The sequence below is a fragment of the Pseudoalteromonas sp. 4NS20-0020 genome, from assembly GCF_057554385.1.
In genome coordinates, this window is sequence record NZ_BAAJMI010000003.1 from 37,024 (window position 1) to 62,307 (window position 25,284).

Here is a 25,284-nt window from a genome sequence, read left to right on the forward strand (position 1 = left end):
GCGTATGCTTTTTAAACATTTGTAATTTTAGCACCTAACCATATATGCAAGTAAAAGCAAAGGTGCTCATAAATAATACAATCAATAACTTGCAATTATAAATGCTGAAAACAGGTTAGCTTAATAATCACATTGCAAATAAAATTTACTAACCTGATGAAATAGGTTTGCAAAGGTTATAAAACACTAAAAAAGCAAATCTCATCACTTTTTAAGTTAGTAGTAAAAATGTATCTCTCTTAAACCCTTTATAAATGCGGGGTCCAATGAGTTATCCACGGTTTCTGTGGATAACTCTGTTTATGAAACTTTAAGAACATCAGCAGCACCAGTAATTTAGAGTGCTACAACGATTTCAAGCTTTTAAATCATTATTTTTATTTCATTTAAAAACAATGGCTTAAGGTTTTTGTTTTATTGTGTGTGATACGATGAGTGGAATTTTTCGTTACGATAAATCAAAAAGGAGATTTGTGCAAAAAAGCATCAGGTAACGCGTGTGTTTTGTAATAAAAGTAACAATTATGTGTCTTAATTGTTTTTTGACGCGTTAAGCCGCTGTTTTAACAAAACCGTTTAAAAAGCAATGTTTACTTCGAGGGCGCACTTTAAGCAGTTTTATTGCATTAAATCTATTGATAAATCCGTGGCTTGAATTGCCCTGATGCTTTAAAATAATCAACTCAGTAAAAGAGGCTATTTATTTCATGCGCGTAACACAAAATACCAAGACTCGCCCAGATTTACTAAACGATCCCATCTTGCCCACGTTGAAAACCATGACTGTTCCAATGATTTTTGGCATGATCATGTTAATGATGTTTAATATTGTTGATACCTTTTTTATTAGTTTGTTAGGTACTGAGCCCCTTGCGGCAGTGAGCTTTACATTCCCTGTTACATTTACAGTCATTAGTTTGGCTATAGGGTTAGGAATAGGTACTTCAGCTGTCATTGCAAAAGCATTAGGCAGTAACAAAATAGATGAAGCCCGATTTGATGCCAGCATCTCTATAATGGTGGCTGTTGTATTGGTGCTTGCGTTATCGCTTATTGGTTATCTACTTATTGACCCTGTATTTACATTATTGGGGGCAGGACAGCAGGTGCTTCCGTTAATTCATGACTACATGAATATTTGGTTTATTGGCAGTGTATTTTTGATCACACCAATGATTGGTAACTCCGTATTACGTGCCAGTGGCGATACTAAAACGCCAAGTATTGTAATGGGAGGGGCTGGGCTAATAAATGCATTACTTGACCCAATGCTGATATTTGGTTTTGGCCCTATACCTGCTATGGGTATTCAAGGAGCTGCGATTGCAAGTGTAATAGCTTGGGCTGTAGCCGTTGTGATTATTTTATATATATTAACTGTAAAAAAGCGACTACTTAGCTTAAAAGCGGGCTCACAAACGGTTATGGGGGCAATCCGAAAAATCTTAAAAATAGGTGTGCCGGCTGCAGGTGCTAATATGCTCACGCCTGTTGCAATGGCAGTTATGACTGCACTTGTTGCTAATCATGGCCCTGAGGCTGTTGCCGCGTTTGGTGTTGGTAGCAGAATAGAGTCTATTGCAAGTATTTTAGTTCTTGCCTTATCAATGACACTCCCTCCATTTGTTAGTCAAAATTTTGGGGCTGGAAAGTTATGTAGAGTGAAAGATGCATACATAGGTACCTTGAAGTTTGTCATGGTTTGGCAGTTCATAATTTATATTTTACTGATTATTTTTTCTGGCGTTATAAGTCAGTTATTTGGTAAAGAGCAAGCGGTAATAGATGTAATTAAACTTTTTATTTATATCATTCCACTTAGTTATGGCCTGCAAGGTGTGATCATATTATCGAACTCATCGTTTAATGCTTTGCATAAACCAATGAACGCGCTGTTTTTAAGTATTATTCGGTTGTTTGTTTTCTATGTTCCGTTTGCTTATTTAGGTAGTCATTTTGCAGGGTTAACGGGATTATTTATAGGTGCTGCTGTCGGTAATTTATTTACCGCATTGGTAGCGTATAAATGGTTTATAAAAGAGCTTGAGTCTTTGAGCAGTCAGTCGTTACAGGAGTGCAATAGTTGAGTGATCATTTTCAGTTAAAATCACAGTTTAAACCAGCAGGGGATCAACCCACCGCAATAAAGCAGTTGTGCGAAGGTTTAGAGGCCGGGCTTGCTCATCAAACATTGTTAGGAGCTACAGGTACGGGTAAAACCTTCACCATGGCTAATATTATTAGCGACTTAAATCGCCCAACAATTATTATGGCCCACAATAAAACGTTGGCTGCGCAGCTTTATGGTGAAATGAAAGAGTTTTTTCCTAAAAATGCCGTTGAATATTTTGTTTCTTATTACGACTATTACCAACCAGAGGCCTATGTTGTATCGAGCGATACGTTTATCGAAAAAGATGCTTCAATAAATGAGCACATAGAACAAATGCGTTTAAGTGCTACTAAAGCACTTCTTGAACGCCGCGATACCATTATTGTTGCATCGGTTTCGGCTATTTATGGTTTGGGTGACCCCCAGTCATACATGAAAATGATGTTGCTTTTAAAAGTAGGCGAAAAAGTTGACCAGCGTGACATGCTTCGCCGCTTAGCCGAAATACAATATACCCGTAACGACATAGAGTTTAGCCGAGGTACTTACCGAGTTCGCGGCGAAGTGGTCGACATATTCCCGGCAGAGTCAGAAACATACGCAGTGCGGGTAGAAATGTTTGACGACGAAATAGAGCGCTTGAGTATTTTTGATCCGCTGACAGGTGCTGTTGAAAAACATATTGTGCGTGCCACTATTTATCCTAAAACGCACTATGTAACTCCGCGAGAAAAAATTCTAGGCGCAATCGAAAATATTAAAATAGAACTAAAAGATAGAAGAGCTCAATTACTCAGTGCTAATAAATTGGTAGAAGAGCAGCGTATTGCGCAGCGCACTCAGTACGATATAGAAATGATGACCGAGTTGGGTTATTGCTCGGGAATAGAAAACTACAGTCGATATTTATCGGGGCGAACCCCTGGCGATCCGCCACCAACATTGCTTGATTACCTGCCTGATGACGCATTAATGATTATTGATGAATCTCATGTAACGGTGTCGCAAATTGGCGCTATGTATAAAGGCGACAGAAGCCGTAAAGAAAACCTTGTAGAATATGGTTTTAGAATGCCCTCAGCCATGGATAATCGCCCACTTAGGTTTGAGGAGTTTGAAGCCATTGCTCCGCAAACCATTTATGTATCGGCAACGCCTGGCGACTTTGAAATGGAGCGCAGTGGCGGGGAAGTTGCAGAGCAAATTATTCGTCCAACAGGACTTTTAGACCCGCTTATAGAAGTAAGGCCTGTTGGCGACCAAGTTGATGATTTATTATCAGAAATATACCAATGTGTTGAAAAAGGTGAGCGCGTATTAGTGACTACGCTTACTAAACGTATGTCTGAAGATTTAACCGATTACCTAAGTGAACACGGCGTAAAAGTTCGTTATTTGCATTCAGACATAGATACTGTTGAGCGCGTAGAGATAATTCGTGATTTACGCGCAGGGGTGTTTGACGTGCTAGTAGGCATTAACTTACTAAGAGAAGGTTTAGATATGCCTGAAGTGGCACTGGTTGCCATACTGGATGCTGACAAAGAAGGCTTTTTACGTTCAACTCGCTCGCTTATTCAAACTATTGGTCGTGCCGCGCGTCACTTAGATGGCCGTGCTATTTTATATGGCGATAAAGTGACTAAATCTATGGCAAAAGCGATAGATGAAACAAGCCGCAGGCGCGAAATTCAACATCAATACAATATAGATAACGGCATAGAGCCACGTGCTTTAGCCAAAAAGATTCTTGATGTGATGGATGTAGGTGAAGAAGCTGGCCCTAAAGATAACCTACAACTTATTCGTAAAGAGTCTAAAAAGGTGCTGAGCGCGAAAGAAATTGCAGCGCAAATCAAGCAGCTTGAAACTAAAATGCACGCGTATGCGAGTAATTTAGAATTTGAAAAGGCGGGCTCTGTGCGCGACGAAATACACGAACTACAACAACAGTTGATTAATTAAAAAATGACTATAAATTTTACGCCTCTTATCACGGCACTTGAGAGTGCCCCTATTTTAAATAACGAACTGTGTCGTGTTTTTCACGGGCGAGGCCATAGTATTGAGGCATTAAGCCACTTAAATTTAGATTTTTATCCGCCAAGCTTATTTTTAGTCTCTTACGATGAAATAGACGACAACACGCTTAATCAGCTAACCGAAACACTTTGGCAGTGGGCGCAAGCGCATTACCCAGAGTTAATTACCTCGCTTGTTTATCAGCAGCGCGCAGGTGTACAAAGCCAAAATACCGTTATGTTTGGAGTGCTTCCTAATCCGCATACAGTAACCGAAAACGGAATTCGCTTTTTAGTTGATTTGCAAAGCCGCCAAAACACGGGGATTTTTCCAGATATGCGAAGCGGCCGTGAGTTTGTAATGGCGAATAGTAAGCATGGCAAAGTACTTAATTTATTTTCGTACACGTGCGGCTTTTCGTTAGCAGCAATGCAGGGCGGCGCTGATCACGTAATGAATATGGATATGAGCAAAGGAGTACTCAAAGTAGGTAAGCAAAACCATCAGTTAAATGGCTTTGACAAAGGCGTGAGTTACTTACCTCACGATATTTTAAAGTCGTTTGGTAAATTAAAAAAAGCGGCTCCGTTTGATCTGATTATTGTTGACCCACCAAGTTTTCAAAAAGGCAGCTTTATTTTAACTAAAGATTACCAAAAAGTGCTTCGTAGGCTCCCTGAGTTACTTAATCAAACAACTAAATTGCTCTTATGCGCCAATAGCCCCGAGCTAACTGAGGATGCATTTAAAGCACTTATTGCTGAGCACACACAAGGTGCGATTGAATTTGTAGCGCGCCTTGCACCTACCGCACGCTTTATTGAAATAGACAGTGATAAAAGTTTAAAAGCGCTTGTCTATAAAATGTCACATTCGCCTGATTAAATGAAGCTCAGTAAACGACTGGCTGCGATTGATGCGCTGATCACTCGCCAGCAAAACACTATTTGGGATTGCTGCTGCGATCATGGCTATTTGGGAATGGCTTTGTTAAAGCGCTCAGCTGCGGATAAGGTCATATTTGTTGATATTTTACCCAATATCATGGCTGACCTTGAGGCAACGCTTACACGTAACAAAAAATTAAGGACGCCTGGTGATAAAAAGCCTGAATGGCAGGTCTTGTGTCAGGACGTTGGAAGTATAAAGCTTGATGATGTAGCAAATCAGGTAGTGGTTATAGCAGGTATAGGTGGTGAATTAGCGCTGCGTTTAGTGCAGCAAATAATAGCTAACAACTCGCCAGAGTCTGTAAAGCATGTGCGATTTATTTTATGCCCAATTCACCACACCTATTTACTGCGCAGTGGTTTACACACGCTTAATTTGGGTTTGCATAGTGAGCACATCATAAGCGATAAAAACCGTATATACGAACTCATAGAGGTTAGCTTTAAAAGCAACCAAACGGTAAGTAAAACAGGTGATGCCATGTGGGACTTAAATAATAAACAGCATACGGCTTACATTCAACGACTGTTAAATCATTATAATAAAATGCTCAATAAAGATGAGCTTTATTATCAAAAAGTTATAAGCGACTATCAAAGTCTATACGATAGTTAAAAAAGCCCAATTTTGTCGGGCGGCTGTGATCTAATTACATAACAAAACACGTAATGTAAGCACAGTTAATATCTTGCCCAGTGCGAGTTTATTTGGTTTATTTATGTCAGATAAAAATAGTCACCTAAATACGTTACTCAGTAACGACAAAAAATGGCAACATAGCTACGAGCAGCCAATTCCCTATGCGCCGCTTGTGCAATTAGCTAATAATAATTGGGTCGTTCCACAGCATTTTTTACGTTACAAGCATACACTTGAAAGTGTAAATGAAGTGCTCGAAAGCATAGAGTTTTCGGCGCACTTTAGAGTTCTTGCTGCACAAAAAGGCGATGAAATTTACCTACAAGTTGCAGTACTAAGCCCTGACAACTACAAAAAAAGTGGCCATCAAAATGCCGATAAGGCAAAAAAATTGCTATTCGGTAGGCGCTGGATAGTAGAAGAAAACTTGCCCACTTCAGAACTTATTCAAACTGCTTTTTTAGCTTTAAAAGTAGCGCGTGAGCACGAAGTGAGAGAGTTGTTTCAGTTAAAACAAAATGGTGCAATTAGCACACCATTTAATAATCACCACGACTTACCTGTCATGGCGCAAAACCCTGAACTAGTCATACAAGCTCGGCATAATAATGACGTTAAAGATTTAATCAGCCGTATTGTTTTTGCTGACTCGACTGTTGAGCTTACTAGCCATCAAGTTATAAACGAGCAGCAACACTTGTATACAGTAAAGCTTCATTGCGACAACGCTCAGCTTAATGAATTTAATAACAAAACAATTGCGTTTTTAACTACGGGTTCGTCTACTAACCACTTTTTACATGGTTTTATTACAGCCTTAGTTAATACTAGCAACGACTACGTAAATGAGCAGTTTAAGTATCAAGGTTTTGCCCGCTTTAGTAAAAGTGTGGCGGTAGAAAGTATTGGTAAGTTAAGCATTGCAATGCGCTCACCAAATACAGTTGATTTGTGCTCAATGGGTAAGCAAGAAGCTAATCAATTAAACTTCGAAATAGACAGCGGGCGAGCACCTCAGGGGTGTGGGCAAGCTATAGGTGGGTTTTTAGCAGCCCATGGAATAGAGCAACCAGAAAATGCCCATTTATACCCAAACTACCTTTAATGGCCTTAGCGAACAAGTAAGCGTTTAACAACGCTTACAGTTTGTTGATTTCTTGCTTAACGTTAAAGCTTGAGTCGGTCACAATGGCTTCGAGTGTTTGTACACGTTCTCTTAGTGCAACCACTTCTGCTTTTGTTTCAGCAAGTTGTTTATGAGCATCGCTATTGTTGTTTTGCATTTTATGTTTAAACTCTAAATGCTTTTTATACATATCGTAAACCACACCCGAACCCACAGATATAAGCACGATAAGTACAATCATCGTAGTACCAGACATAACTACATTCCTTTTATATTTTTATTTTTAAAGTATACGCTTTCTTCAATTTAGATAAAGCTGACAATTGTAACTTTATTTGTAAAGAGTGACGATTTGAAATCAATCAATTAACACTGTGGCTATAAACATGTGCATCAGTGCTTTTTGTCTGGTGTTCATACTTTATACAGTAACAGGGTTGTTTAATGTAAAACCAATCGCCATATAGTTACTAACACACTATTTTATAAACTAATTTTATCAGAGAGTTATTATGCTAAATAATAAAATACCTCCCGTTATAGTTGTTCTATTTTTTGCAGGCATTATGGCGCTTATAGCGCATTACAGTGTTATTGACTTTACTGTATTTGTTGCCTACTTGGCGGCAAGTTTAGTTATTATTGGGTGTGCAAGCTGTGTTGCGGGTGTTGTGAGCTTTAAGCTAGCCAAAACCACAGTAAACCCCAATAAACCAGAACAGGCATCAAAATTAGTTACCAGCGGTATTTACCGAATTTCACGTAATCCCATGTATTTAGGATTTGCATTTATTTTAGCTGGGTGGGGTGTGTGGTTAAGCTCTGTTTGGGCAATGTTAGGTGTTATTGGGTTTATTGGCTATTTAACGTTGTTTCAAATAATGCCAGAAGAACGTGCGCTTACTAAGTTATTTGGTGATGAATTTACTATCTATAAAGCTCGCGTAAGGCGCTGGCTATAGAGTCTGAAATGCCGTGTAATTAATTTACTATGCAATAAAAAAGGCTATGTAACATAGCCTTTCTCTTTTATTTATGTGTTGCTTATTCGTATTCTAACGGATCTGTAATATTGTTTAGTGCAAATGCTTCTAAACGTTCTTGGCACGCACCACACTTACCACAGGCCTTTTCACGGCCGTTGTAACATGTCCATGTTTGGCTGTAATCTAAACCCATTTTTATCCCGTCAGTTAAAATATCAATCTTGGTGTTATTAAGATATGGGCTAAAAATTTCAACGGCATCATAATTAGCTATACGACACACATCATCCATTTTCTTCACAAACTCAGGGCGGCAGTCGGGGTAAATAGCATGATCCCCAGAATGAGCACCGTAATAAACTTGGCTTGCTTTAAGTGATACTGCGTAACCAACTGCAAGCGAGAGCAAAATCATATTACGATTTGGCACAATCGTACTCTTCATGCTCTCTTCTTCGTAATGGCCTTCTGGTACATCAATGTTATCGGTTAATGATGAGCCACCAATAAGCTGATTAATAGCTGAAATATCAACTATTTTGTGTGGAACATTAAGCTTTTCACACACATTCGCTGCAACTTTAAGCTCTTTTACATGACGCTGACCATAGTCAAACGAAAGGGCATATACATCATGGCCTTGTTGCAGGGCTTTATTTAACACGGTAAATGAGTCCATACCGCCGGAATAAATAACAACTACTTTTTGCGTCATATCTGTTTTGCTCTTAGTTTTAATAGAGGTTTATATCAGGGCGCGATATACTACACGGCCGCGGCTTAAATAACAATTTTTGCTCAGCGCTTTTTCGTCTTTAATAGTAGCAATGTTGCTGCTAGGTAGTAAGTGAGATCTCTTTTGTACAAAATTAATGAAGTGTTTGAAACCATTCAAGGTGAAGCAAGCTTTACTGGCACACCCTCAATATTTTTACGCCTGCAAGGTTGCCCTGTAGGGTGTTCGTGGTGCGACACAAAACAAACATGGGATGTAGACAACGTATACAAAGTGTCTCTTGACGAAACCGTAGAGAAAAAAGCCGACTCAGATCATTGGGCCGATGCCAGCGCCGAGCAAGTACTTGAGCTGTTTAAATCACGTGGCTATACAGCCAAGCATGTTGTAATTACCGGCGGCGAGCCGTGTATGTACGATTTAAACCCAGTATGTAACTTATTACATGCACAAGGCTTTACTACACAAATAGAAACCAGCGGCACGTTTGAAATACTTGCCCCTGAGCAAACATGGGTTACTGTATCGCCTAAAATAAACATGCGCGGCGGTTATGAAGTACTTACCAGCGCCATGAAACGCGCCAACGAGATAAAGCACCCAGTAGCGATGCAAAAGCACGTAGAAGAGCTTGAAGAATTATTTGCTAAAACAGGTGTTAACCCAAAGCTTGTTTACTTACAGCCAATTAGCCAAAAAGTATCAGCAACCAAATTAGCAATCGACACCTGTATTGCCAAAAACTGGCGCCTATCAATACAAGTACACAAGTATTTAGGAATTAGTTAAAGCGCAAAGGCGGCTTTAAGTGGTTAGCTGTAAGCGATAAGCTGCTCTGCGTTAAGTTATATTCTGTAGATAAAAGGTTGGGTTGAGTGAAACGAAACCCAACACAGCAACTTCAATGCTCACTCTTTCCAAGCACTCTTTATATCAAACTCTAACAAGCTTATTTAAACACGTAGGTCGGATAAGCAAAGCGCCTCCGACAATGTTAGTTAATTTCTTCCCCGCAGTGATAGCACTTATTTGTAGGCAGGCGATAGCCTTTAGCCGATTGCATTACTTGGTTTTTCTTACACTTTGGGCAGAAGTAATTAATAACATTAACAATTAGTACGATTGCAAAAATAAAACCGCCAATATAAAACGGGTTTGCATAAAACTGATTACTTGCCGGCGAAAACTGAAACCCAATAATACATGTGATTAAAGCCACTAAATACGCTTTAAATCTAACTGCCTTTTTCAAATTTAAATCCTTATATTTTGTTTTTTATCCAGCCAATACTGAGTATATATCGGTTACCTTTTTCTACCTTTGATACTTGGTGCCTGCTGATATCAGGGCGAAATAACTTGATCCTTTCTGTTTCAAATATGAGGCTAGAGCAAATAAACTCTCCGCCTATATCCGCTTTTTTTAACACAATATTTAGTCTGTAATGCTGACCATCCTTAACAAGATCAGTGTGCGGTGGTATTTCACTTCCTTTTGGGAACTTTAATAAATACAAATCAAACTTTATGGGCCAAAATGCACCACAAAGCAGCATTTTATCATAGCCCGATTTTTGCCTGCCTCGTGACCACCGAAATAGCTTTTTTACAAAAGACATACACACTCCTTGATTTAGAGACTTTAAATCGCGCTTTTAACTGTTGCTTAAAGCATTATGCACATTGAATATGAACACTTTAGGGCTTATAAATTACTCAGCATCATCTGTTTTATTTTATGAGCTTTAACGAAGTGATCTAACTGATGAGTTTGAATCCACCAAGTAGCAGCTTCCATTAAAAGTTCAGGATTGTTGTTTTTATTAGCAAAAAAAGCGTAGAAAGACAGACCTACATTATCACCTTTACTGGCAATTTTTTTATCACATACTTCAATGATTTTAGTTCTTAATTCTTGTCTCATATATGAGTAACCTAATAAAGCGTATTGGTGAAAACAAAAAGGAACAAACTGTAACTTTAAATTCAAAACGTGCAGTTGTTTATTTATTTTTCGAAGATGCTTTATTTAACCACGTTATTTAGTAAATAACATAAAAAAGCGCTGCTCTAGGGCAACGCTTTATGTATTTTTTTGGTCGTAGTTAGCGAGCTTATTCTGCCGCCAAATAATCAAGCACCACTTGGTGATGATCTTTGGTCTTAAATTTATCAAATAAGTGTTTAATTTTACCGTCTTGGCCTACTAAAAACGTTAAGCGGTGAATACCGTCGTACTCTTTACCCATAAACTTTTTGTAGCCCCATACACCAAATGCTTCTGCAATGGCGTGATCTTCATCGGCGAGTAAATCAAAGTTAAGCTCTTTTTTAGTTTCAAAGTTTTTAAGGCGCTTAATTGGATCTGGGCTGATGCCTACAACACGGGTGTTAAATTTAGCAAGCTCAGCTTGTTGGTCGCGCAGGTTTTCTGCTTGCACGGTACAACCTGGTGTAGACGCTTTAGGGTAAAAGTACACAAGTACTTGTTGTTCTTTTAACAATTCACTTAATGTGATTGTTTCGTCGTTTTGGTTTTGTAAGCTAAAAGCGGGTGCTGTATCACCAGCTTGTAATGGACTAATTGTGTTCATGCTATTTCCTTAACGAATGCGTTTAAAAATATAATCTACGTTTAGGGTATGAGAAAGGCTCTCAAAACTAATTTTAAATTTATCTATATCTACATCTATGGGGATATTAAATTCTACTTCACAGCGCATTTTAGTGTCAGTTTCTTCATTAAACGTATCTGACTTTAAAGAGCAAATGCTGATGTGGTTATCGGCAAAAAAGCGTGTCACTTTGCTTAGCGTACCAGGGGTATCTATACCCGTGTATTCTAATGTGTAACCGGCGCAAAACTCGCTAGGGGTATGGCTGGTTGTGCGTTTCATCATGGTTAACAAGCCAAGTTCCATTGCTTTGGTTGGTAACACATGTTCAATTCGGCTAATGGCCGACATATCGCCCTGCAATAACATTATAAAGGTAAACTCGCAGCCTAAAATGGCAATGCGGCTGTCAATAATATTGCAGTGACAGTCGCTGACTAGTTGCGTCAGTTCACTGACAATACCAGGCCTGTCTTCGCCGATAGCAGTTAACACAATTTGATGATTTGAAAATGCAGTCATGGGTTAAAATACCTAAGTTACAAGGGTTATAACAACGCAATGGATAACACTACTAAATACACTCGAGGACTTGCTCGGCGGCGAAGTTTAACACAAAACAGTGTGTAAACTACAATGCGGGCTAATTAAGCGCGTTTAAAGTACGGTGTTTCTTGTTTTTACTAGCACAGGAAAGTACCATAGTTAAAATTTGCTTATTTGCCCTTAGTTTTTTCTAAGTTGAGGTGCTGAACTTTATTGCAATTAAGCAGCCAAATAAAAATGTAAAGTTAATATTGATTTTACACTGAACCAAATCGGCATAACCCACTCATATATTTGTTAAAACAATTAAAGGGTATGCTAAGGAGAATTATCTGTGCAGTATTGGATCCCAAAAGCACTTGCAGTAAGTGTATTGGTAAGTTTATCAGGGTGTAGTGTATTTGTTAACGATGCGCATAATGAACGTAATTACCGCGCGCATGAGCCTGTAAAAGCGCCAGCGTCTTTATCTCAGCCGGCTCAAGATCCAGTTTATAAAATGGAAGTAGGTCAGTATAACAATAATCCAGACGCAACCAATTATCGTCCACCAGCTCAAGTACTCACTGTAGCAAAAGGCAGCTGGGTCGAAGAGGCTGATAATTTAGCACGCGTATATTTTGATAAAAACGATGGCATTGTTGATTTAGATGACTTTATTTGGGATTCAATTAAAGCTGTTTTAGCTGAAAACAACACCGCTACTACCAAAGAAGATAAGCTACTTGGCATTATTGAAACCGATTGGTACGCAATTATTAAAACCGAAGAAAGCTGGTTGTGGGGCGATGAAAAGAACGATGACCAGCAACGTTTTAGATTTTCTATTGAAAAAAAATCGCATGAACGTACAGCCTCTTTACGTGCTGAGTTAATCGATTTTAAAGGTGATACAACACTTACAGACTTGCTTAAACAGCAATTAGAAGTGCGTGCACTTAACCAAGTTATTACTGAATTTGATTTCCGCTATCGCCAGCTTGAGGTTGATATGCGCAAGCGCCAAGGTATTATTTCTTTAGAAATGGGCTTTGACAATAAAGGTAATGCAGCGCTGGTTACTGAGCAGTCTTACGATGCGGTATTTGATCGTTTTTCAGGCTTTTTAGAGCGTTTGTCGTTTACTATTGTTGAAATAAACCAAGATACAGGTTTAATTACAGCTGACTATAAAGCACCAGAAAGCAGTATGTGGGATTCGATTTGGGGCGACGATGTTGCGCAATTACCAATAGATGAAGGCCAATACCAAATTTTAGTGAGTAAAACTAAGCAAGGTGGCACAAGCTTAACCTGGATGGACGATAAAGGCGAAACGCTAGAGCCAGGTACCATGAATGGTTTACAGCAAGCACTAGAAGCAGCACTTATTAAGCGCGGCATTAAAATATAAATAATAATACGTTTTACCACAAAAAGAGCGCTTAGCTCTTTTTGTGGTTTTTATAGGTTAAAAATATGTCTCAATTATCAACTTCACCTCAGTACGATTGGCGTACTTGGTTTGCGTTCCTTGTGCCTTCGCTAATTGGTGTGTTTTTGTTTATGACGCCGGTGTCGAGCGGTGAAGCAATGACGATTCCTATTGCAATGATGGCCAAAGCCATGCAAGTATTTTTTGCAGATACAGCACAAGCCATTATTACTGCCATAATTTGTATAACGGGTGCGTTTTCACTCATTGTAAGTGTTTTTAAGCCTCAAGTGATTTGTAAAGTACCACTGTTTAACCACTTATTTAATGTTAGTAGGGTTTGGTTGCTTACGCGTTTATTTGGTACTGCATTTGTATTAATGACCTTTTTAGGCGTGGGGCCGCATGCGATCACGTCTGAAAATACAGGGGCACTCGTGTTAAACGACTTACTTCCTGTGTTGTTTTCGGTATTTATACTGGCAGGACTTTTACTTCCTTTGTTACTTAACTTTGGGTTGCTTGAGTTGGTAGGTACGTTATTAACTAAAGTAATGCGCCCGTTATTTGGCGTTCCAGGGCGAAGTGCCGTTAACTGTGTGGCATCGTGGTTAGGTGATGGCAGTGTGGGAATATTAATGACTGCGCGCCAGTACGAAGATAAATACTACACACAACGCGAAGCCGCTGTTATTGGTACTACATTTTCTGCTGTTTCAATTACGTTTTGTTTAGTGGTGATTGGCCAAGTAAAGCTTGAGTATTTATTTGCTCCGTTTTATTTAACGGTGTGCTTGGCAGGTATTACTGCTGCTATTATTGTGCCGCGCTTGCCACCGCTTAGGTTTAAAAAAGATTTACTTATTGATGGCTCAGAGCCTGATGCAAACGCTGAGCTGGTGCCTGAAGGTAAATCATTAGTGGGTCATTCTTTAGATATTGCGCTGGCCAAGGCAGATAAATCGCCGGGTATAGTGGGGACGTTAAAAGAAGGCGTACACAACGCACTTGATATGGTATTTGCTGTATTACCTGTTGTTATGGCCGTGGGTACATTTGCATTAATTATTGCAGAATATACGCCGCTTTTTCAATATTTAGGTATGCCGTTTATTCCATTTTTAGAATTGTTGCAAGTGCCTGAAGCTGAGGCTGCAGCACAAACAATCATGGTTGGTTTTGCCGATATGTTTATCCCTTCAATCCTTGCAGCTGGGACTATTGAGAGTGATGTAACACGCTTTATCATTGCCGCGATGAGTGTGACTCAGCTTATTTACATGTCTGAAGTGGGGGCGCTGCTGTTAGGAAGCAAAATCCCAGTAAACATTGTTGAGTTGTTTGTAATATTTATTCTCAGAACACTTATAACATTGCCGATTATTTCGTTAATGGCACATTGGCTTGTTGGTTAAGCTTATTTTTTAAATTAAAAGCCCTGATTTATCAGGGCTTTTTTGTGTCTTGTTTGTTTTTTAAGTGCGAGTCTGACTTTTTAAATTCCATATTAGCACTGTGTTTTATCAAGGCAATATTTCCTATTACAACACCAAATACCATCACCACAATGAGGATTACTTGCCATGTTTGCATTTTAATTTCTCAGTTTTTGTTTGCTTATTATTTTACGTTTTTAAATAGTAATTACCAGCAAACAAATCAGAGGGTATTAAAATCGCTTGGCAACCGATAAGGTCATAAAATCAAGGCCTGGATTGGGCTTTTGAAACCCCGCATTAGAATAATGAATAATTCGCAAAGCAATGTTTGTATCGCCTAAGTCGGCAACGAGTCCAATACGATCTTCAAATTGATAATGGCTACTTAAATTTTTACCACCAAACTGTGTTTCGTCAATAAGTGAAACACCAATGCCTGCTTCAACATAAAACGGGGTGTTATTAAAACTAAATGCTGGAAACTGCAATACAGGCGATACCGCTAATACCAAGTTAGATTGTGAGTGGTGGTTATGCGCAAATTCCCACAGGTTTACACTGGTTTCGATATAAAAGCGGGTATCTCCAACTAAGTTTTGCATTTTTGGCATATGGTATTGATAAGCTAATTTTATTCCATTTATATTACCCGTGCCTTTAAGTAAGTCGACTGCGTAGCCATGGTTTGATTGCGCTAATGCTGTGTTATTAATAAAAAGTGAGGCGATTAATAAAATAAGTATTTTAAAAAAGGATTTCATAGCTGCTCGCTGATAGTTGGTTTATCGAAAAAACAAATGATGAGGGTGGGGAGGTTATAAATTCAAGACGAGAGAAAATGGGGATGTATACGGTGTGTTAATAGGTTTTATTAACTTATTGAAATTTAATTACTTAATCTATTGGTGCTTTTTGGGCATTAATAAGTTGCTTATTTGTGCCTTTTTTATTGCGTATTAATGACGTAAATTAGCCTTAACTTAATCACACAAACAAAAAATATTATGAAACTTATTAAACTATTTTTAATTGCTACCGCATTTTTAAGCACATCGCTTTATGCACAAGCTCAGCAATCACCAGATATACTTTTAGAGTCTGTTGCAGACACCCTTTTTGCTGATATAGGTAAAGTGAACAGTAAAGGTAATGCCAGTAAAATTGAAATGTCGGGAATTGTTGAAAAACGTTTAATGCCACACATTGATATTAAGTTTGTATCTTTTAAACTATTAGGTAAACACATTAAAGGTATTGAGCGCCAACAAGCTGTTGATTTTATTGACGCGGTTGAGCATTACTTAACTGGTACATATGCCGGTGCATTAATGAAATACACAGGCCAAAAAGTGGTTTTTGAGCACAATAATGCACAAAGCGATTCAGAATATGCCACGGTTAATACGCAAATTATAGAGCCTAACGCCCCCACAATTGATTTAAGCTTTAAGTTACGCCTAGGTAAAGATAACCAATGGAAGGTGTATGATATTGTAGCCGAGGGTATTTCGCTTTTAAGTGCTAAGCAAAAAGAGATAATTCAGCGCATTTCAGATGTAGGCATTGACCAAGTAATTAGCGAGTTAAAGAATAAATAATTAATCTTTTTGTGTGGAAGAGATTAAGCCCAACTCCAACCTAAAAAGCAGCCATGTAATTACTTACTTGGCTGCTTTTATATTTTTCATTATTCATCTACTTTGTTCTAGCGTGGCGATCTGGGTGTGCTAGAATATCGCCTCTTTGATTAAGCGTGGTGTCAGCTGAAAGCTGTTATAACCTGACCACTTACCCAAGCTACACTGGAGTTGTGTTGTTTTAATGGAAAATGTACTGATTTGGCCAAAGGAATATCCGTTACTCATTAAAGGCCTTGTAGAGCAAAACGGTGCCTTTATTTTAGATGCTTTAGAAGCTTGGCCAGCTTGTCGTTCTACCAATGAAGACGATGGTGTGTGTACCACTGTTTTGCCCCCGATTTATTATTTGGCGTGGTTAACACCGCTTGAACCTTTTGAAGAATGCTATTTTCAACATATTTGTGAATACGACGAAGATGCACAGGCATACGTAGGCGCAATGAAAACCCACTTTTACGATAACGAATATACTCCAGAGAGCTTAGTGCTATTGTTGTGTCAGCGTTTAGAGAAATACGCAAGTGTTGCCGCACAAAATGCAGTTGAAACACCGCTTTCATTGTTTAATTTATTTTTTAGCAAACGCTATTTTACACTCATTGAACATGCTTTAAATAATGGCAGTAAGCTTAGTGCTGTTGATGCGTTATCGCTATGGAAAGAAGTTGATTTTAGAGATCGCTTAAGTCACTTTATACCTGAGTCAATTGCTGACTTAGAAGTGTTAAGTGGGCTTGCAAGTGACAAAGTAGCAATGGGTAAAGACTATTTTACTTTATTGAAACAAGTATCGCCTGATGTTGATTCTGTGGTTTTACTTGAGCAAGCGCTCCTAACACATTTACGTAAAAAAACGGCCAAGCAAACAATGGCTATGCGCTTTATTGAGCAAGGTGCAACAGGCACATTAGCTGATGATAACGGTAAAACGGCATTTATGTGGGCGGCAGAGCGTGGTTTTGTAAACGTTGTGCAAACCTTACTACCTAAGCAAGATAAAAAAGCCCTTGATAGCCTTGGTAATACTGCATTGCATTATGCTGTGCTCTCAAAAAATGAATCGTTAATGGTGATGCTAATAAAAGCAGGCTTTGATTTTAGAGCGCGTAATAACGAGGGCCTAAGTTGCTACCGATTGGCTGTGAGCATTAAAGCGCAAAACCTAGTTAAATGCCTAGAGCGTGATTTTGGGATTAAAGAGCTATCCCCAGAAGGGCAATTTGATCGTATTAAAAAAGTGCATGTTTTACATGCTATTGTGACTTTATTATTGCCATTACAGTTATTTTTCTTTTTTGATGAAGCGCTGACCATAAAAAGTGAACTGACGCTTGGTTTAACTATGGTTACGGTGATTTGCTTTTTCTTTGCTATGAGCTTAAAGCGCTGCGCTTTGTATCCACATATAAAACACCCTTGGGGGTTATTTGTATTGAGGGGCTTTTCGTTATTGAGCTTATTAGCTCAGCTATGTTTAGCGGGTATAGTGACGTTGGCTGCACTAAGTGAATTGGTTTAAATAGTTAATACGTACTTAAAATGTATAAAAGCGCGTTTGCCCAATAGTAAACGCGCTTTTTTTATTTTACTTGTGAAGCTCGTTAGCGGCTTTTTCGTCAGCTAAATCTTCTTTTAGTTTGCGAATTTTTAAGCCTAACTCTTGCCCGCGGTGTCTTGCATAATAAGTACACCCAATAAACATGAAAGATGCAAATAACAACTCAAGTAACACCCAAATCAGCTCGTCAGGTGCAACCCAAAGCATAGTTAAGCCATGAATAAAATAAAGCATAACAACAAAGTTTGCCCAAGCGTAGGTATAAGTACTGTCTTTTATAATACCTCTAAGCGGTAGTAATAGAGGAATTATAGGTACAAATAGCGACATAACATCGAGCGGGCCTTCTTGAGGCGGCACAAAATACATCCATAATGGCATTAAAACGAGCAGGCCAATATAGCCAATTAATGCAATGCGTTGAAATTTTACGGTTATTGGCTTTTTAGCAGGGGGTTGCGCTGTGTTCATTGAAGTTTACTCGCAATTTTTGTCAGGCGTATACCTACGCTTTGGCATATTTTAATTTCGTCTTTACTTAACTGGGCACTATTGTTGCTACCGGCAACGTGCGTAGCGCCATAGGGGGTACCGCCAGTTTGAGTGCCTAATAATTCGGGCACATCGTAAGGTACACCAAGTAGCATCATTCCGTGGTGTAGTAAGGGCAATGATAAATTAAGCAGTGTGGCCTCATTACCGCCGTGCATACTGCTTGACGATGAAAACACACATGCGGGCTTATCAATTAGTTGGCCTTTAAGCCATAGCTCGCTGGTGGTTTCCCAAAATGCTTTGGCTTGAGAAGCCATCATACCAAATCGGGTAGGTGTACCAAAAGCCAAGCCATCACACTGTATAAGATCATCTTTACTAATGACAATATCGTGCGGGTTTTTAGCTACAAACGTTCTCAGTAGGGCTGTTGCGCCTTGTTGCTCTATTGACTCAGCTATTTCATGGGCCATTGCTTCAACGGAGCCATGGCTCGAGTGGTAAAGTACCACGATGGTTGTACTCATTATAAAACGCTTAAAACGTTTTCTGGTGGGCGACCAATTGCGGCTTTACCATTGTGTTCAACAATAGGGCGTTCAATTAATTTTGGATGCTGAACCATGGCGTTTATAAGCGTGGTTTCGTTTGTTTCGTCTTTTAAATTTAGCGTTTTGTACTCGGTTTCTTTTGTACGCATTAAATCACGAGCAGAGCTAAAACCAAGTTGTTCTATAAGTGTGGTTATTTGATCAGATGTTAAAGGCGTTTTTAAATACTCAACAACGGTGGGCTCAATTGATTTACTTTGTAAAAGGGCAAGTGTTTCACGCGATTTAGAACAGCGCGGATTATGATAAATAGTAACAGACATAAAAGTTTCCATAGTGTTAATTGCCTCTATTTTAGGGCAACAGCTTGCAGACTTAAAGCCTTGCAAGCTCTTTTTGTAAACGGCGGTACTGAGTAAGTAATGCTTTTAATCGCTGCTGTTTTATTAACTCTGTTGATTCTACGAAGTTAAGCGCTTTTTGGATTTCATCAGCGGCTTTCATGTAAGCACCGTATTGAGATAGCACGTCAGCGTTTGCCTCGTGATAGGCCGCCAATTTGTCTTGTTTTTTGTACGCGTCAGCCAGTAGCTCTTTACCTAAACTATGCTCTGGTTTTTCTAATAAAAAACCTTTAAGCACGTTTTCAGCAAGTTCGTATTGCTTAGCTTCTAATGCTGCATTTGCATAGTTGAGCGTAATTACTTGATTGTTAGGGCGGTAATTATGTAGTTCAGCTAAAAATGAAACGGCTTCGTCGGCTTTTTTTTGCGCTATGAGTAAATCAGTTTGCGTATCAATATAAAATAAATTCTTAGGGTCACTTTTTAATAGCTTGCTTAAAATAGTGTCTGCTTCATCAAGTTTTTCTTGATCAAGTAAACTTAACGCTAAACCGTAATTAAGTGCTGTATTGCTGTAGCTGTTTTCACGAAGGAGTTTTCTAAATAAGGCTTCAGCATTTTCTGGTTTATTGTCGTAACGCGCAAGTACTCGGCTTTTAGCAAGGTTAAATTCGAGGCTTGCAGGTAAGCGACGCTTTGGGTACTGCTCAGCACGAAGACGTACATCAGACACTCGACTTTCTGGCAGTGGGTGAGTAAGCAAAAATGCAGGTGGTTTATACTTATAACGAATTTGTGCAGCCAGTTTAGTTAAAAAGTCGCTAGATGCACGCGCATCAAACCCTGCATTATTAAGTGTTTGCATGCCTATTCGATCAGCTTCTTGTTCAGCAGAGCGACTGTGCGTTAATTGGCTAAAAGCAGATTGTGTTTGGCTTGCTGATATAATGGCAATACCAGCGTCTGGGGCAACAATAGTTGCTAAAATACCGGCAATCATCCCCGCTATAGTCATTGCGCTGTTATCTTGTTGTTGCTGGATTCTGCGTGCTAAATGGCGCTGAGTCACGTGAGCGATTTCGTGACCGAGCACAGATGCAAACTGACTTTCGCTATCGGCTTGCGCGATAAGGCCTGTGTGCACACCGACATGTCCGCCGTAAAAAGCAAAGGCGTTAATATCTGAGTTATTGATCCAAAAAAATGAAAACGGAAAACGTACATCGTTTGCGTTTGCAACAAGCTTTCTACCAATGGTAGTTAGGTATTCATCTAATACGGGATCGTTAATAATCGGTGAGCCACCACGTATTTGCATCATCATTACTTCCCCAATCGCTTGTTCTTTTTCGAGGGGGAGTACTTGTAATGCAGAAGTTCCCAAGTCAGGAAGATTAAAGTTAGTTTGCGCCTTTAATGGCTCACTTACTAGAAGGCTAAGTGTAAGTACGGCACTGCATAAAGAGATAAAGGCTGATTTTAGCTGCATCTTATTCCTTGTTTATTGGCTCGCCAATGGCAATTTTGGCTATGTCTATTTCGTCACTGCTTGCACGGCTGTCTTTTTCGCACAACTGGTAGAGTTCTTTTATTGAGACTCCATCTATCTTTATTACGTTCAACTCCCGCTGCAAAAAAGTAATAATTTTATGAACCACTTTGTGTGAATGTAAAATAAGGGCTTTATCGGCTTTATCACCGCGCTCAAAGTAAAAACCAATAAATTTATGTAGTTGATTTAGCCTTAAAAGCACTTTCATTGAATGCGGATCCCATACTCTAAACTCCATAAAGCGGTTATCTTTTATGTATTGGTCAACAACAATATCTTTTGCATAAGGCAGTGCCCACAGTTCAAAGCCCCTGTCTGTAAATACCTGATGTAATGCAATGCGAGGTTTATGTTTGGTATGGATCTCACCTAAATCGTCCTCAAAGCCGTCGAGTATGTCTAGATTCCAGTTACGTCTGTCGATAAGTTGTTTTACGGCGTTATCAAATCCATGCTCTAAAACACCTTCAGACTCGCTAACTGAAGAGGCAACTAAATGATAAAAAGGAGGAAGCTCCCCCCAATTTATTTGCTTTTTATACCAATTAATCTCTTTGAGTGTTGGATTACTTGGTAAATGCGCTTTATTATGCGTGCGAGACATTAACCTGTCCTTACTACTAACTATGTATTACAGAATAAACCATTGCAGGCATTGTTTTAAGAAAAAGTTACATTTGTTGATATTTTACTGGCTACTGATGCACAGCAATGCGACTTATTATTCATTTTAATAAATCGGTAAAGCGAGTATGTTACACCAAGATTTACGAAGTTATAGATGTCCTCAACAGTTTATTCAGTTTAAATTAGGGCTACGTGAAGCATTATCTACACGGCAAGCCATCACTTTTAGTGTAAATAGTGATGAGAGCATGGATGATATTGAGCGATATTTAAAAAAATATGCTTACAGTTACAACTTAGATAAACAACAAGGTTTATTATTAGTGGAGCCATTACGTGTTTGAATATATAAAAACATGGTACGAAAGAAAATTCTCCGATCCTCATTCGGTCACCTTATTATTTTTACTACTCGTTTCTGTTGCCTTACTGTACTTTTTTGGCTCGTTAATTGTGCCGGTTTTAGTGGCATTAGTTATTGCTTATTTACTTGATTGGCCTGTTGTACATCTAGAGCGTCTTGGTTTACGCCGTTTTACAGCAACCGTGATCGTAATGCTTATATTTACAGGCATTATGCTTACTTTAATTTTAGTGATTGGTCCTGTTCTTTGGAAACAAACCAGTAACTTAGTGCAAGAAACCCCTCATATGTTAGAGCAAGGTAAGTCGTATTTAGTTGCCTTACCCGAGCAATACCCAAGTTTAATAAATGCCGACCAAGTACAAGGCATTGTTGCTACTGTCGAGGCTAAAGTCATTGAATTTGGCCAAGTCGTTTTATCGTTTTCATTAACGTCGCTAAAAGATGTTGTAGCGTGGTTAATTTATCTTGTACTTGTGCCGTTGCTGGTGTTTTTTATGCTTAAAGATAAGCTCGAGTTAACGGGTAGTGTGGCTAAATTAATTCCGCAACAGCGCCGTTTAATTTTGCAAGTGTGGAATGAAATGAACCAACAAATTATGAATTACATTCGCGGGAAAGTGTTTGAAATTTTAATTGTAGGTGGCGTTTCGTTTATTGCGTTTACATTTTTAGATTTACGCTACGCAGCCTTGTTAGGTGTGTTAGTTGGTTTTTCTGTGTTAATTCCGTTTGTGGGTGCTGCGCTGGTGACTATTCCGGTCGCTGCTGTGGCGTTATTTCAATTTGGATTAGAAACTCAATTTTGGACTATTTTGATTATTTACGGGATTATACAGGCCCTTGATGGCAATGTACTTGTGCCATTGTTATTTTCAGAAGCGGTTGACTTAAATCCTGTATTTATAATTGTCGCAGTTTTGTTTTTTGGTGGTCTTTGGGGCTTTTGGGGGGTATTTTTTGCCATTCCTTTGGCTTCGCTTGTTAAGGCATTAATTACTGCTTGGTCTTCAACGCAAGAAGAGCTGAATAATAAACTGACAGAGGGTTAGTTCAAAAAGGCATAGAAAACGCACCGTCAGTACTAATTGATTATTACTCAATACGTCTAAAGTTATGTAATATTAGTAATAAGATATATCTTTTAGTAATAAGGTGCGTTTTTAGATGTCTGACTCTTTATTAAGCTCTGAGCAAATTTACCTCGATGCAAATGCAACAACGCCGGTGTTGCCATGCATTGCTCAGGTGGTCTCTCATACAATGCAAATTTGCTTTGGTAATCCATCAAGCCCACACATTACAGGTATTCAAGCTAAGCATTTGTTAGAGCAAACTCGTAAAAACGCACGAACAGTGATAGGCGCAAAAGAGGGAAATATTTTGTTTACCTCTGGCGCGACTGAAGGCATTCAAACCGCTGTCGTTTCCACACTCATTAATGCTAAAACTCATAAAATAGATAATCCAGTGCTATTGTATGGCGCTACAGAGCACAAAGCGGTACCTAATACCTTAAAGCATTGGAATGATGTATTGGGCATTAATGCCAAAATTTTAGCAATTCCGGTAGATAGCAATGGAATTCTAGACCTTACTTTTATTGCAGAACACATTCCTAATGCGCTTATGATATGCACAATGGCGGTAAACAATGAAACCGGTGTGTATCAAGATTTAGATGCTATTGAACAAACGATCCGTTTTTTAAACCCTGACGTGTCGTGGATGGTCGATTGTGTTCAAGCACTGGGCAAAAAGCAACTTAATCTGAGCGCGACCACAATAGATTACGCTCCCTTTTCAGGCCATAAACTTTACGCACCCAAAGGCATCGGTTTTTTATATATACGAGCTGGCAGCGCCTATACACCGTTTATAGCAGGGGGCGGGCAAGAGAGCGGTATGCGTTCGGGTACCGAGAACTTACCCGGTATTGCCGGGTTAAATAAACTATTTAGCTTACTGCTAGACAGGTCAGATACCACGTTTAAACCAATCGATGTGCTCAATAGCTACCGCGCGCAAATAAAATGCGCAATTGAAGATACTTTTGGTGAGGTTACGCTTAATCATAGTTTTGAGCATTCGGTACCAACAACACTCAATTTTGCTGTAAATGAACTAACAAGCAAAGAAGTGATTGATTTATTTGATGCTGCTGGTATTCGTGTCAGTGGAGGGTCTGCATGTAGCACGGGTTCTTCAACGAGCTTTGTGCTTGATGCTATGGGCGTTAACCAATGGCAGAGTGAAAATGCAATTAGGCTATCGTTTGGTCCCGCAGCTACAGCCGAAGAAATAGCAAATGCGTGTGAATCTATACGTGCATTAAAAGCCATTTTGCAGGCTAACTGTTTAATCGTATCTGATAGCGCAACACCTCACCAAGATGTGTGCGCGATTGGTTTAACGCAGTTTAGGCACCAAGGAGCCTGTTGTTGGTTATATGTAAGTGAGAATAAACAGGCAATTATTATAGATCCTATTGTAGAGCTCATACCGCGTTTAGAAAAAATAGCCAATACACAAAACCTCACTATTAAGGCAGTGCTGAATACGCATGCTCACCAAGAGCGCCATTGCGGCGTTACTTTATTACGCAGTGTATTAGGGAGTCGATGCGATGACATTGAAATAGATAAACTGGGTTGGCCAATACATGCAGCGTATATTGACCTCAATAACCAACGATTAGAAAAAATAGCCACACCAGGGCACAGTGAAGATAGCGTAAGTTATGTTCTAAAAAATGAAGATAATCACATCAATTATTGCTTTTGTGGTGACCTAATATTACCCGCAGGCTTGGGGAACACGTCTTTAGCTGGTGGCAGTGCAAAGACCATGGCTCATTCTATTCTAGCGCTTGCTGAGCAGCTAGATAAAACAAGTGTGATTTGCTCAGGACATGATTATTTACAATGTTTTGCAATGAACTGGGAGGCCGAGCAACAACAAACACCTTTATTAAACGGATTAATAAACGGCCAAATGAGTATTGATGAATTTGTTATTAAAAAACAGCTTGATGATCAGGCTAAAGAAAAATCGAGGTCACAATTGTGTGGTTATGTCACCGCGTTGCCCGAATTATCTATTCAGCAATTAAATTTTGATAGTGCAAAGGCAATGCTTACTAAAAACGATGCATATTTGATTGATACTAGAGAGCCATACGAGCATGGTGCTAATAATGTATCGCAATTGTTTCGCACCCAAAAAATAAAAACACTTAATATACCGCTTAGTAGAATGGCTAACGCATTGATGGAAGGTCAGCTTAGTAAGAGCGATAAATATATATTGTTATGTCGTAGCGGTAACCGATCAAAGCTTGCGGCTGCTAATCTAACGCAACTAGGGTATCAAACAGTGTATAACTTAGAGGGTGGTTTGGCATTGAGCCTCTAATTATACGACACTAAAAGGATTCAAATTAAATCGGCTCTGGTAGCCGATTTTTATTTATTCATATAAATGTCATAACTATTAAAAAAGTACTGAACGTTTAGTAAAATTCACGAACATAGCAACTTAATCGATTAAGCTTTGTGGGTGCCTTT

General features: G+C 39.1%; 28 protein-coding genes. 14 read left to right on the plus strand and 14 right to left on the minus strand.

Going from position 1 to position 25,284, the window contains the following annotated elements; all coding sequences use genetic code 11:
- Nucleotides 1-707: 707 nt before the first annotated feature.
- The 5 genes from AC27JL_RS07440 (at nt 708) to AC27JL_RS07460 (ending at nt 6,830) form a co-directional block, all read left to right on the plus strand.
- A complete protein-coding gene (locus AC27JL_RS07440) occupies nt 708-2,087 on the plus strand; it encodes an MATE family efflux transporter (protein WP_487195260.1) in 1,380 nt (459 codons plus the stop codon).
- A complete protein-coding gene (uvrB, locus tag AC27JL_RS07445) occupies nt 2,084-4,078 on the plus strand; it encodes an excinuclease ABC subunit UvrB (protein ID WP_008129815.1) in 1,995 nt (664 codons plus the stop codon). Before AC27JL_RS07440 ends, uvrB begins: the two co-directional genes overlap by 4 nt.
- 3 nt (nt 4,079-4,081) lie before the next feature.
- The gene (locus AC27JL_RS07450) at nt 4,082-5,020 is read left to right on the plus strand and encodes a class I SAM-dependent methyltransferase (protein ID WP_487195261.1); all 939 of its coding nucleotides are present in this window, start codon (nt 4,082-4,084) and stop codon (nt 5,018-5,020) included.
- Entirely contained in the window at nt 5,021-5,701 is a 681-nt protein-coding gene (locus AC27JL_RS07455; protein ID WP_487195262.1) for a tRNA (adenine(22)-N(1))-methyltransferase TrmK, read from the plus strand.
- A gap of 103 nt (nt 5,702-5,804) precedes the next feature.
- Nucleotides 5,805-6,830 carry a hypothetical protein gene (locus tag AC27JL_RS07460; protein ID WP_487195264.1) on the plus strand — a complete coding sequence of 342 codons (1,026 nt, stop codon included), beginning with the start codon at nt 5,805-5,807 and terminating at the stop codon, nt 6,828-6,830.
- A gap of 34 nt (nt 6,831-6,864) precedes the next feature.
- Here AC27JL_RS07460 and AC27JL_RS07465 read toward each other — a convergent pair whose 3' ends face one another.
- Nucleotides 6,865-7,107: a hypothetical protein gene (locus AC27JL_RS07465; RefSeq protein ID WP_006792318.1), complete on the minus strand. Its 243-nt coding sequence runs from the start codon at nt 7,105-7,107 to the stop codon at nt 6,865-6,867.
- Between the two features lie 256 nt (nt 7,108-7,363).
- Between AC27JL_RS07465 and AC27JL_RS07470 the strand changes: the two genes are divergently transcribed.
- Nucleotides 7,364-7,813: a methyltransferase family protein gene (locus AC27JL_RS07470; RefSeq protein ID WP_006792319.1), complete on the plus strand. Its 450-nt coding sequence runs from the start codon at nt 7,364-7,366 to the stop codon at nt 7,811-7,813.
- A gap of 82 nt (nt 7,814-7,895) precedes the next feature.
- On the opposite strand, the gene queC is transcribed toward AC27JL_RS07470, so the two are convergent.
- Nucleotides 7,896-8,576 carry a 7-cyano-7-deazaguanine synthase QueC gene (queC, locus tag AC27JL_RS07475; RefSeq protein WP_336624191.1) on the minus strand — a complete coding sequence of 227 codons (681 nt, stop codon included), beginning with the start codon at nt 8,574-8,576 and terminating at the stop codon, nt 7,896-7,898.
- Nucleotides 8,577-8,696: 120 nt separating this feature from the next.
- On the opposite strand from queC, the gene queE reads away from it, so the two are divergent.
- On the plus strand, nt 8,697-9,362 hold the full coding sequence (gene queE / locus AC27JL_RS07480; RefSeq protein ID WP_487195595.1) for a 7-carboxy-7-deazaguanine synthase QueE: 666 nt from the start codon (nt 8,697-8,699) through the stop codon (nt 9,360-9,362).
- A 205-nt stretch (nt 9,363-9,567) separates the two neighbouring features.
- On the opposite strand, the gene AC27JL_RS07485 is transcribed toward queE, so the two are convergent.
- The 5 genes from AC27JL_RS07485 to AC27JL_RS07505 form a co-directional block, all read right to left on the minus strand.
- The gene (locus tag AC27JL_RS07485; protein ID WP_008129805.1) at nt 9,568-9,825 is read right to left on the minus strand and encodes a hypothetical protein; all 258 of its coding nucleotides are present in this window, start codon (nt 9,823-9,825) and stop codon (nt 9,568-9,570) included.
- Between the two features lie 10 nt (nt 9,826-9,835).
- Nucleotides 9,836-10,192 carry a 2OG-Fe(II) oxygenase family protein gene (locus AC27JL_RS07490; protein WP_487195265.1) on the minus strand — a complete coding sequence of 119 codons (357 nt, stop codon included), beginning with the start codon at nt 10,190-10,192 and terminating at the stop codon, nt 9,836-9,838.
- A gap of 86 nt (nt 10,193-10,278) precedes the next feature.
- Nucleotides 10,279-10,497 carry a DUF6500 family protein gene (locus tag AC27JL_RS07495; RefSeq protein ID WP_058428667.1) on the minus strand — a complete coding sequence of 73 codons (219 nt, stop codon included), beginning with the start codon at nt 10,495-10,497 and terminating at the stop codon, nt 10,279-10,281.
- Nucleotides 10,498-10,687: 190 nt separating this feature from the next.
- Nucleotides 10,688-11,167 (minus strand): thioredoxin-dependent thiol peroxidase, encoded by a 480-nt coding sequence (gene bcp / locus AC27JL_RS07500; protein WP_008129802.1) that lies wholly within the window; start codon nt 11,165-11,167, stop codon nt 10,688-10,690.
- A gap of 9 nt (nt 11,168-11,176) precedes the next feature.
- The gene (locus AC27JL_RS07505; protein ID WP_008129801.1) at nt 11,177-11,710 is read right to left on the minus strand and encodes a glycine cleavage system transcriptional repressor; all 534 of its coding nucleotides are present in this window, start codon (nt 11,708-11,710) and stop codon (nt 11,177-11,179) included.
- A 358-nt stretch (nt 11,711-12,068) separates the two neighbouring features.
- Here AC27JL_RS07505 and bamC point away from each other — a divergent pair, with 358 nt between their 5' ends.
- Both bamC and AC27JL_RS07515 read left to right on the plus strand, forming a co-directional pair.
- Nucleotides 12,069-13,127 carry an NlpB/DapX family lipoprotein gene (gene bamC, locus AC27JL_RS07510; RefSeq protein ID WP_487195266.1) on the plus strand — a complete coding sequence of 353 codons (1,059 nt, stop codon included), beginning with the start codon at nt 12,069-12,071 and terminating at the stop codon, nt 13,125-13,127.
- Nucleotides 13,128-13,192: 65 nt separating this feature from the next.
- Complete coding sequence (locus AC27JL_RS07515) at nt 13,193-14,563, plus strand: YjiH family protein (RefSeq protein WP_487195268.1); 1,371 nt, start codon at nt 13,193-13,195, stop codon at nt 14,561-14,563.
- A gap of 31 nt (nt 14,564-14,594) precedes the next feature.
- On the opposite strand, the gene AC27JL_RS07520 is transcribed toward AC27JL_RS07515, so the two are convergent.
- Together AC27JL_RS07520 and AC27JL_RS07525 are read right to left on the minus strand one after the other, a co-directional pair.
- Entirely contained in the window at nt 14,595-14,741 is a 147-nt protein-coding gene (locus tag AC27JL_RS07520) for a DUF2897 family protein (protein WP_006792328.1), read from the minus strand.
- Between the two features lie 76 nt (nt 14,742-14,817).
- A complete protein-coding gene (locus AC27JL_RS07525) occupies nt 14,818-15,348 on the minus strand; it encodes an acyloxyacyl hydrolase (protein ID WP_305473342.1) in 531 nt (176 codons plus the stop codon).
- 243 nt (nt 15,349-15,591) lie between these two features.
- Between AC27JL_RS07525 and AC27JL_RS07530 the strand changes: the two genes are divergently transcribed.
- Entirely contained in the window at nt 15,592-16,185 is a 594-nt protein-coding gene (locus AC27JL_RS07530) for an MlaC/ttg2D family ABC transporter substrate-binding protein (RefSeq protein WP_203983997.1), read from the plus strand.
- Nucleotides 16,186-16,408: 223 nt separating this feature from the next.
- A complete protein-coding gene (locus tag AC27JL_RS07535; RefSeq protein WP_487195270.1) occupies nt 16,409-17,746 on the plus strand; it encodes an ankyrin repeat domain-containing protein in 1,338 nt (445 codons plus the stop codon).
- Nucleotides 17,747-17,812: 66 nt separating this feature from the next.
- On the opposite strand, the gene AC27JL_RS07540 is transcribed toward AC27JL_RS07535, so the two are convergent.
- From AC27JL_RS07540 to AC27JL_RS07560, 5 genes are read right to left on the minus strand one after another with little or no spacing between them, the layout of a single operon-like run.
- A complete protein-coding gene (locus tag AC27JL_RS07540) occupies nt 17,813-18,256 on the minus strand; it encodes a DUF2069 domain-containing protein (protein WP_058428672.1) in 444 nt (147 codons plus the stop codon).
- On the minus strand, nt 18,253-18,807 hold the full coding sequence (wrbA, locus tag AC27JL_RS07545) for an NAD(P)H:quinone oxidoreductase (RefSeq protein ID WP_006792333.1): 555 nt from the start codon (nt 18,805-18,807) through the stop codon (nt 18,253-18,255). Before wrbA ends, AC27JL_RS07540 begins: the two co-directional genes overlap by 4 nt.
- The gene (gene arsC, locus AC27JL_RS07550) at nt 18,807-19,154 is read right to left on the minus strand and encodes an arsenate reductase (glutaredoxin) (RefSeq protein WP_033019120.1); all 348 of its coding nucleotides are present in this window, start codon (nt 19,152-19,154) and stop codon (nt 18,807-18,809) included. The genes wrbA and arsC overlap by 1 nt, the downstream gene beginning before the upstream one ends.
- A gap of 52 nt (nt 19,155-19,206) precedes the next feature.
- The gene (gene bepA / locus AC27JL_RS07555) at nt 19,207-20,664 is read right to left on the minus strand and encodes a beta-barrel assembly-enhancing protease (RefSeq protein WP_487195271.1); all 1,458 of its coding nucleotides are present in this window, start codon (nt 20,662-20,664) and stop codon (nt 19,207-19,209) included.
- 1 nt (nt 20,665) lies between these two features.
- Nucleotides 20,666-21,331 carry a hypothetical protein gene (locus tag AC27JL_RS07560; protein ID WP_006792336.1) on the minus strand — a complete coding sequence of 222 codons (666 nt, stop codon included), beginning with the start codon at nt 21,329-21,331 and terminating at the stop codon, nt 20,666-20,668.
- A gap of 148 nt (nt 21,332-21,479) precedes the next feature.
- Between AC27JL_RS07560 and AC27JL_RS07565 the strand changes: the two genes are divergently transcribed.
- The 3 genes from AC27JL_RS07565 (at nt 21,480) to AC27JL_RS07575 (ending at nt 25,132) form a co-directional block, all read left to right on the plus strand.
- Nucleotides 21,480-21,698, plus strand: a complete 219-nt coding sequence (locus AC27JL_RS07565) for a sulfurtransferase TusA family protein (RefSeq protein WP_008129787.1) — start codon at nt 21,480-21,482, stop codon at nt 21,696-21,698.
- Nucleotides 21,691-22,770, plus strand: coding sequence for an AI-2E family transporter (locus AC27JL_RS07570; protein WP_341218770.1), 1,080 nt, complete (start codon nt 21,691-21,693; stop codon nt 22,768-22,770). Before AC27JL_RS07565 ends, AC27JL_RS07570 begins: the two co-directional genes overlap by 8 nt.
- Nucleotides 22,771-22,885: 115 nt before the next feature.
- Complete coding sequence (locus AC27JL_RS07575) at nt 22,886-25,132, plus strand: aminotransferase class V-fold PLP-dependent enzyme (protein ID WP_487195272.1); 2,247 nt, start codon at nt 22,886-22,888, stop codon at nt 25,130-25,132.
- Nucleotides 25,133-25,284 lie beyond the last annotated feature (152 nt).

Bases quoted from the DNA above. Each gene is read 5' to 3' on its own strand.
- AC27JL_RS07440 (WP_487195260.1), top strand. From the start codon at position 708: ATGCGCGTAACACAAAATACCAAGACTCGCCCAGATTTACTAAACGAT.
- AC27JL_RS07450 (WP_487195261.1), top strand. From the start codon at position 4,082: ATGACTATAAATTTTACGCCTCTTATCACGGCACTTGAGAGTGCCCCT.
- AC27JL_RS07455 (WP_487195262.1), top strand. From the start codon at position 5,021: ATGAAGCTCAGTAAACGACTGGCTGCGATTGATGCGCTGATCACTCGC.
- AC27JL_RS07460 (WP_487195264.1), top strand. From the start codon at position 5,805: ATGTCAGATAAAAATAGTCACCTAAATACGTTACTCAGTAACGACAAA.
- AC27JL_RS07465 (WP_006792318.1), bottom strand. From the start codon at position 7,107: ATGTCTGGTACTACGATGATTGTACTTATCGTGCTTATATCTGTGGGT.
- AC27JL_RS07470 (WP_006792319.1), top strand. From the start codon at position 7,364: ATGCTAAATAATAAAATACCTCCCGTTATAGTTGTTCTATTTTTTGCA.
- AC27JL_RS07490 (WP_487195265.1), bottom strand. From the start codon at position 10,192: ATGTCTTTTGTAAAAAAGCTATTTCGGTGGTCACGAGGCAGGCAAAAA.
- AC27JL_RS07495 (WP_058428667.1), bottom strand. From the start codon at position 10,497: ATGAGACAAGAATTAAGAACTAAAATCATTGAAGTATGTGATAAAAAA.
- bcp (WP_008129802.1), bottom strand. From the start codon at position 11,167: ATGAACACAATTAGTCCATTACAAGCTGGTGATACAGCACCCGCTTTT.
- AC27JL_RS07505 (WP_008129801.1), bottom strand. From the start codon at position 11,710: ATGACTGCATTTTCAAATCATCAAATTGTGTTAACTGCTATCGGCGAA.
- AC27JL_RS07515 (WP_487195268.1), top strand. From the start codon at position 13,193: ATGTCTCAATTATCAACTTCACCTCAGTACGATTGGCGTACTTGGTTT.
- AC27JL_RS07520 (WP_006792328.1), bottom strand. From the start codon at position 14,741: ATGCAAACATGGCAAGTAATCCTCATTGTGGTGATGGTATTTGGTGTT.
- AC27JL_RS07525 (WP_305473342.1), bottom strand. From the start codon at position 15,348: ATGAAATCCTTTTTTAAAATACTTATTTTATTAATCGCCTCACTTTTT.
- AC27JL_RS07530 (WP_203983997.1), top strand. From the start codon at position 15,592: ATGAAACTTATTAAACTATTTTTAATTGCTACCGCATTTTTAAGCACA.
- AC27JL_RS07535 (WP_487195270.1), top strand. From the start codon at position 16,409: ATGGAAAATGTACTGATTTGGCCAAAGGAATATCCGTTACTCATTAAA.
- AC27JL_RS07540 (WP_058428672.1), bottom strand. From the start codon at position 18,256: ATGAACACAGCGCAACCCCCTGCTAAAAAGCCAATAACCGTAAAATTT.
- wrbA (WP_006792333.1), bottom strand. From the start codon at position 18,807: ATGAGTACAACCATCGTGGTACTTTACCACTCGAGCCATGGCTCCGTT.
- arsC (WP_033019120.1), bottom strand. From the start codon at position 19,154: ATGTCTGTTACTATTTATCATAATCCGCGCTGTTCTAAATCGCGTGAA.
- bepA (WP_487195271.1), bottom strand. From the start codon at position 20,664: ATGCAGCTAAAATCAGCCTTTATCTCTTTATGCAGTGCCGTACTTACA.
- AC27JL_RS07560 (WP_006792336.1), bottom strand. From the start codon at position 21,331: ATGTCTCGCACGCATAATAAAGCGCATTTACCAAGTAATCCAACACTC.
- AC27JL_RS07565 (WP_008129787.1), top strand. From the start codon at position 21,480: ATGTTACACCAAGATTTACGAAGTTATAGATGTCCTCAACAGTTTATT.
- AC27JL_RS07575 (WP_487195272.1), top strand. From the start codon at position 22,886: ATGTCTGACTCTTTATTAAGCTCTGAGCAAATTTACCTCGATGCAAAT.